1 protein-coding gene and 3 pseudogenes are annotated in these 2313 nt (G+C 48.5%); all 4 read left to right on the plus strand.

From position 1 onward, the window contains the following. Positions 1-336 (plus strand): annotated as a pseudogene (locus RTW80_RS24225) (pili assembly chaperone); the annotation flags it as partial. 90 nt (positions 337-426) lie between these two features. Beyond that, complete coding sequence (gene pilL / locus RTW80_RS24230) at positions 427-1437, plus strand: type IV pilus biogenesis lipoprotein PilL (protein ID WP_312720586.1); 1011 nt, start codon at positions 427-429, stop codon at positions 1435-1437. Beyond that, positions 1437-1821 (plus strand): annotated as a pseudogene (gene pilM / locus RTW80_RS24235) (type IV pilus biogenesis protein PilM). The gene pilL and the pseudogene pilM overlap by 1 nt, the downstream one beginning before the upstream one ends. A 13-nt stretch (positions 1822-1834) precedes the next feature. Further along, positions 1835-2313: pseudogene (locus RTW80_RS24240) on the plus strand (PilN family type IVB pilus formation outer membrane protein); the annotation flags it as partial.

The following is a 2313-nucleotide window of genomic DNA, read 5'->3' on the forward strand; positions in this document are numbered from 1 at the left end:
ATACATCTTAGCCCCTATGCTGACACACGTTGCCCGAAGTCAATGAGGAAACACTGGGATGTATTGCTTTCTCTGATATCAAAAGCAATTAATAATGATGAAATCATTGTCATGCATTCACATCTCTTTACTCCAGCAAGAATAAATAAACTTATAAAGAGACTGAAATCTTATGATTTGAGTTTTTCAGTTATTACATACCCACGGAAAACAAGTCTGTACGAAAAATTATCAATTCCTTTTATATATCTCTTATTTCAGTGGTCTTTCCCGCATTTGCATTCGGACGGAATGACAGTCGTCATTCGTCCTCTCCAGCCGCCTCACATCAATTAACAAACTCGTATATCCGAACACGGAGTCTCCTTTATGAAATAAAACTGTCTGACACTTATACTGCCGGCATTATTGTCCGGCTGAGCCGGAATTTCCGGCGGCAATAACGTGGCACCATCAGATACGCCTGCTCTGGTTTTTGTTGACGGACAAATCAGTGAGAGTGCTGGCGTCCTGGCACTTACGCAACAACGACTTTCTCCACCTAAAATAACTCCGCCCCCGAGAGTCAGCGTGCCAGAGACAGTAAAAACAGCACAGCCAGTAAGCGAATCCCGACCGTTACCTTCACCAACAATAAGTCAGAATTTCTCCCGGTTAATCATTACAGGCAAGCCTGGTAGCGCCCCTGTAACACTATCGCCGACGGCCCGTAACCGGACCGTCAGTCAGTGGATAAAAACATTACTACCGGAAGGATGGAAATTCAGACAAGAGAATGCAGCCACGCCCAAACTGAATACCAAACTGGTTTCATGGTCTGCCAATGATCAGTGGACCCGTTCTCTGAACCGGTTGCTGGAAGAACAACACCTCTGGGGCCATCTGGACTGGGATAATAAAACGTTGACCGTCACAACATCGGCTACTGCACCGGCACAGGACACGGCAACCACTATCTCGCCAGCAGCCATGGTAACCACATCCACTTCCCCGGAGTCTTCAACGACAGCAAATAGCCAGAACAAACCACGAAACCCATTCAGGGGAAACAGCGTATCTCCGTCTACGCCCGCTGCAATCCCGACTCCGACCGGCTCCACAGTCAAGTCTATCCCACTCATGACCGGGACACCTGTCAAACCGGTATCTCAGGGTAAAGAGTGGCGTGCGCCGGCAGGCACTACATTAAGGGAAAACATTATTAAGTGGGCAGAAGAAACAAAATGCGAAAGCATGGCATCAACGCACTGGATGGTCATATGGCCACTTTCTGTAACCGATTACCGTCTTGATGCGCCTTTGATGTTCCGGGGATCATTTGAATCAGCCATGGAGCAGGTATTTGAGTTATATCGGACCGCGCAAAAACCTTTATACGCACAGGCCTCCCGCATGCAGTGCATCATTACAGTTTCTGATACAAGGGATGGTCGCTAATGGGATGGCTGGTCATGGCCGTCGGCCTGACCATTCTGATTATCACTGGAAGCTACCAGAATCAGCAGATGTCTGAAACCACGAACGCCCAGCAATATGCAAGTGCGTCTGTATGGGCAAGTCAGATACGGAGTAATTTCTTCAGATAAACTGGCTCTCCCTGTCACTCCGGACTCCCGAATTAAACATCAGTTACAACAGGGACGTCTGTGGGTATGGATGCCTGAACAACCAGGACTTGTTGAAACTTTGCGTTCAAAAAGTCGTGGTTCTGCACTAATAGGGATCTTCCAAAACGGGCAACTCACCTGGCTATCAGGAACTGCAACCGGTCTGACACCCCCGGCAGGCATTACTGCTGGTTCTGTCGTCTACGTTAACTAATCTGGATATATTCATGAAAAAATCACACCAGCGTTCAATGAAGCTGGCGGTGCTCCCCTGCATGATCGCCGTCGCTCTTTCCATCTCCGGATGTACTTTCAGCGAAATCAATAAAATGCAGAAAAAAGCACAGGAGGACTCAGCACATGCACGGGAAAAGGTATCAGCCCTTTCTGCCCGCAAATCACAGGCTCTTACCTGGCTCGATAATCAATGGATAAACCCTGTTCCGGTCGCTCAGGTATCAAGAGAGAAAAAACAAACAGCTCCGGCCTGCTACATCACGCAGGCAAGAAAAGGAGAGATCACTCTACAGGAACTGGGGCAACGTATTACTGCCGTATGCGGCATCCCTGTGATCATCACGCCTGACGCAGCCAATTCAACTCTTGAAGGAGGCGCTACCCGCCAGATGACAGGAACACTACCAGCACCAGATGAAAATGGACGTCTACCGTTAAGCAGCCTGGGCAGCACAACAATGACTACCTC

This window comes from Escherichia sp. AM3 (assembly GCF_032029835.1).
In the GTDB taxonomy this organism is placed as follows: domain Bacteria; phylum Pseudomonadota; class Gammaproteobacteria; order Enterobacterales; family Enterobacteriaceae; genus Escherichia; species Escherichia coli.